A 3,946-nucleotide genomic window follows, 5' to 3' on the forward strand; every position below is an offset into this window, starting at 1 on the left:
ACCCACAACTGTTCATCCGCGCCGTAACCCACCATTTATTTTTTAATGCACAGTTTTAGTAGAAATAGTCCACTACTATTGCTATTATTTTTTCTGAAGTTTCAGCCGCCAGCGGAACGATCCCGGACGCCCCGGATGTTCGGCGCAGCGGATATCGACGGACCAAGACGGGTGGGTGTGGGTGGGGGAAATTTTATGCAGTTTGCCATCCCTATCGAATCGGAGGGGTTCCTTGCAGTTCGGACAGTGGGGGGTGGAATTTCTGTAGCCGCCGAACTCGTACCGACAGACGGGACAGCGATCTTGAACCCGGTTGCGATCGACCCACGAAAGCAGGCCGTAGAGTGCCAGAATGACGACAATGGGAAGGAGTAGTAGAACGGCGAGAGTCAATAAAAGCAGTCGTCCCCAACTCAGCCACCCCAAACCCACGGCGCCGAGGAGGCCCGCGGCTGACAAAACTATCAGCCCCAAAATCAGGCCGGAAAGTGGGATCTCCAATTCAAAGCCGGAAGTCTCAGAATTCACCATTGTTTCCTTAACTTAAAACGGAATATTCTCTTCTTTGATATCTTCCTCAAAATCGGACTCCGGAGGATCTTCAAATTTCACGGCGGAATCAGCCTCAATCTCATCGGGTTCTTCGTCGGTGAGGGGTAGCACTTCCCCCTCAAAAAAGTCCTTCAGTTGTCGGGAGGCAACAGCCATCGCATCATCGGACTCCGGAGGATCTTCCAATTCCACGGCGGAATCGGCTTCAATCTCATCGGGTTCTCCGTCGGTGAGGGTTTGAGTGGCAAACCCGACGCTCGATCGCGAATTTCATTGCAAACTTCATATCAAGTTCGGATAATTCGCGATCGTCCTGTTATTCGATTACGCGGAGAAACCGGGTTTCTATCTGAAAGAAGCTTAAATCAGGGCGCAAGCCTTGCGCCCCTACAATTCCGACACCCGACACCTTAATTAATCCGGCAAAATCGCCCCCCGCAGGTCTGCATCCCGCAAATTGGTGTGATAGAGTACCGTATCCAACAGGACGGCCTCGATCAAATTAACGCCGCTGAGATTCGACCAATTGAGCTTTGTGCGGTAGAGTCGAGCGCGGCTGAGGTTGGCGCCCCGCAGGATCGTCCAACTGACGTTGGCCCCCCGCAGATTGGCTTCGCTCAAATTGGCATCGCTCAAATCCGCCCCCACCATCGTCACCCGGCTCAAATCCGCCTCGTGCAAGTTGGCGCCCGAAAGCATCGCGCCGCTGAGGATGGCGTGAGTGAGGTTGGCCCCCTCCAGGGTGGACTCCCGCATAATCACGTTGGTGAGATTGGCGTTCTCCAGGTTGGCGCCGCTCAAATTGGCTTTGAGCAAATTCGTCCGAATCAGGGTGCTGTTGGAGAGATTCGCGCCGATAAAATTGGCCGAGGTGAAATTCGCTTCCGCCAAATTGGCGTCGCTGAGGTTGGCTTGGTTCAAAGTGACACTTCGAGAAGACGAACCCCGCAGACTCGCCCCCGTCAGTTGGGCGCGGGTAAAGTTGGCGTCCGTCAAATTGGCACCGATCAAGTTGGCTTCGGCCAAGTTGGCATCGCTGAGATCCACCCCCATCAGTTTCGCCTCGCGGAAGTTGACCCCGGTCAAATTAGTATTGATGAAGGTTGTATTTTGCAGGTTGGCTCTGATAAAGTTGACCTCCTGGAGATCGAGTCCGCTCAGGTCGGCGCCCGTCAGGTTGACCGATCGAAACAGTCTCTCTCCTGCCGCGTATTGCTCGAGTAGCTCCTCAACCTCCATCTTGATTGTCCTCACGAATGATTGCTCTGCTGTAGTTACTTCTTTCTCTATCATCCCCGATCGCGATTCGGGATTGTCACCCCCCCTCATTTCCCGATGACGTGAAATCCGGCTGGGGAGTTCGGGACAATCATCACCGTCAACCGAGGATTTCCGGAAAATGATGATTTGCAAACCTTAAGAAATTGGGGATCGCGGGGGAATAAAGACGGCATCAGATTGTAGGATCGAAAGACAAGCCAGCCGTCAGACACTAGAAAAACGAGGGTGGCGGGGGGTTCGACCCCATGCAACACAACACCATACCACGAGTGCGATCGCACGCCGATCGATAGGGGAATCAGGAATGTCGGATAATTTTAGAAGCAAAGCCATCACCCAGGGCAACCAACGCACCCCGAACCGCGCCATGTTGAGGGCGGTGGGGTTCGGAGATGGGGATTTCAACAAACCCATTGTGGGCATCGCCAACGGCTACAGCACCATCACCCCCTGCAACATGGGGTTGAACGATTTGGCGCTGCGGGCGGAAGCGGCCCTGAAGCAGTCGGGGACCATGCCGCAGATGTTCGGGACGATCACCGTCAGCGACGGGATCTCGATGGGGACGGAGGGGATGAAATATTCCCTGGTGTCCCGAGAAGTGATCGCGGATTCGATCGAAACCGCCTGCAACGCCCAGAGTATGGACGGCGTGCTGGCGATCGGCGGGTGTGATAAAAATATGCCGGGGGCGATGATTGCGATCGCCCGCATGAATATCCCGGCAATTTTCATCTACGGCGGCACGATCAAACCGGGCCACTACGACGGACGGGATCTCACCATCGTCAGCGCCTTTGAAGCGGTGGGACAGCACAGCGCCGGAAAAATTGCCGACGAGGAACTGCTGGCCGTCGAGCGCCACGCCTGCCCGGGGGCGGGGTCTTGCGGCGGGATGTACACCGCCAACACCATGTCCTCGGCCTTCGAGGCGATGGGGATGAGTCTGATGTACTCCTCCACGATGGCCGCCGAGGACGCGGAAAAGGCCGAGAGTACGGAACAATCGGCGGCGGTTCTGGCCGAAGCGATCCGTCAGCGGATTCTCCCCCGGCAAATTTTGACCCGCAAGGCGTTTGAAAATGCCATTGCTGTGATTATGGCCGTGGGCGGATCGACCAATGCCGTGTTACATTTACTCGCGATCGCCAACGCCGCCGGGGTCGAATTGACCCTGGACGATATCGAAACCATCCGCGGCCGGGTTCCGGTGCTCTGTGACCTCAAACCCAGCGGGCGCTTCGTCACCACCCAATTTCACGAGGCGGGCGGCGTGCCCCGGGTGATGAAAATGCTGTTGGAACACGGACTCATCCACGGCGACGCCCTGACGATTACCGGAAAAACCGTCGCCGAACAGTTGGCGGACATCCCCAGCGAACCGGACCCCAACCAGGAAGTCATCCGCCCCTGGGATCAGCCCATGTACGCCCAAGGGCACCTGGCGATTCTCAAAGGAAATTTGGCGACTGAGGGTTCGGTGGCGAAAATTACCGGGGTGAAGAACCCCAAAATCACCGGCCCTGCGCGGGTGTTCGAGTCCGAGGAAGATTGTCTCGACGCGATTCTGGCGGGTAAAATCCAGGCCGGAGATGTGGTCGTGGTGCGCTACGAAGGCCCGGTTGGTGGTCCGGGAATGCGGGAGATGCTGGCGCCGACTTCGGCGATTATCGGCGCGGGTTTGGGCGATTCTGTCGGTCTGATTACGGACGGGCGCTTTTCCGGGGGAACCTACGGCATGGTGGTGGGTCATGTAGCCCCGGAAGCTGCGGTCGGGGGTGCGATCGCCCTGGTCAAAGAAGGGGACAGCATCACCATCGACGCCCACCAGCGGTTATTGCAAATTAACATTTCCGACGAGGAGTTGGCGGCGCGGCGGCAGCAGTGGCAACCGCCCCAACCCCGCTACACCAAGGGCGTGTTGGCGAAATACGCCAAGTTGGTGTCCACCAGCAGCCGGGGCGCGGTGACGGATTTGGGTTTATAGTTGCGCCCCCCTAACCCCCCAATTTTGGGGGGAACTCTTGCCCCCCTAGCCCCCCAATTTTGGGGGGAACTCTTGCCCCCCTAACCCCCCAATTTTGGGGGGAACTCTTGCCCCCCTAACCCCCCA

General features: G+C 57.1%; 4 protein-coding genes. 1 reads left to right on the forward strand and 3 read right to left on the reverse strand.

Going from position 1 to position 3,946, the window contains the following annotated elements; genetic code table 11:
- Positions 1-84 precede the first annotated feature (84 nt).
- The 3 genes from LKE08_RS03310 to LKE08_RS03320 form a co-directional block, all read right to left on the reverse strand.
- On the reverse strand, positions 85-531 hold the full coding sequence (locus tag LKE08_RS03310; RefSeq protein WP_324702772.1) for a hypothetical protein: 447 nt from the start codon (positions 529-531) through the stop codon (positions 85-87).
- A 12-nt stretch (positions 532-543) separates the two neighbouring features.
- Entirely contained in the window at positions 544-744 is a 201-nt protein-coding gene (locus tag LKE08_RS03315) for a hypothetical protein (protein ID WP_324702773.1), read from the reverse strand.
- A 222-nt stretch (positions 745-966) separates the two neighbouring features.
- Positions 967-1,791, reverse strand: a complete 825-nt coding sequence (locus LKE08_RS03320) for a pentapeptide repeat-containing protein (protein WP_324702774.1) — start codon at positions 1,789-1,791, stop codon at positions 967-969.
- Positions 1,792-2,137: 346 nt separating this feature from the next.
- Between LKE08_RS03320 and ilvD the strand changes: the two genes are divergently transcribed.
- The gene (gene ilvD, locus LKE08_RS03325; protein WP_324702775.1) at positions 2,138-3,820 is read left to right on the forward strand and encodes a dihydroxy-acid dehydratase; all 1,683 of its coding nucleotides are present in this window, start codon (positions 2,138-2,140) and stop codon (positions 3,818-3,820) included.
- The last annotated feature ends 126 nt before the right edge of the window (positions 3,821-3,946 follow it).

The organism is Lyngbya sp. CCY1209 (assembly GCF_035615495.1).
Taxonomy (GTDB): domain Bacteria; phylum Cyanobacteriota; class Cyanobacteriia; order Cyanobacteriales; family Microcoleaceae; genus Limnospira.

Excerpts from the sequence above, each read along its gene's own strand:
- LKE08_RS03320 (WP_324702774.1), bottom strand. The coding sequence starts at position 1,791 with ATGGAGGTTGAGGAGCTACTCGAGCAATACGCGGCAGGAGAGAGACTG.
- LKE08_RS03310 (WP_324702772.1), bottom strand. The coding sequence starts at position 531 with ATGGTGAATTCTGAGACTTCCGGCTTTGAATTGGAGATCCCACTTTCC.
- ilvD (WP_324702775.1), top strand. The coding sequence starts at position 2,138 with ATGTCGGATAATTTTAGAAGCAAAGCCATCACCCAGGGCAACCAACGC.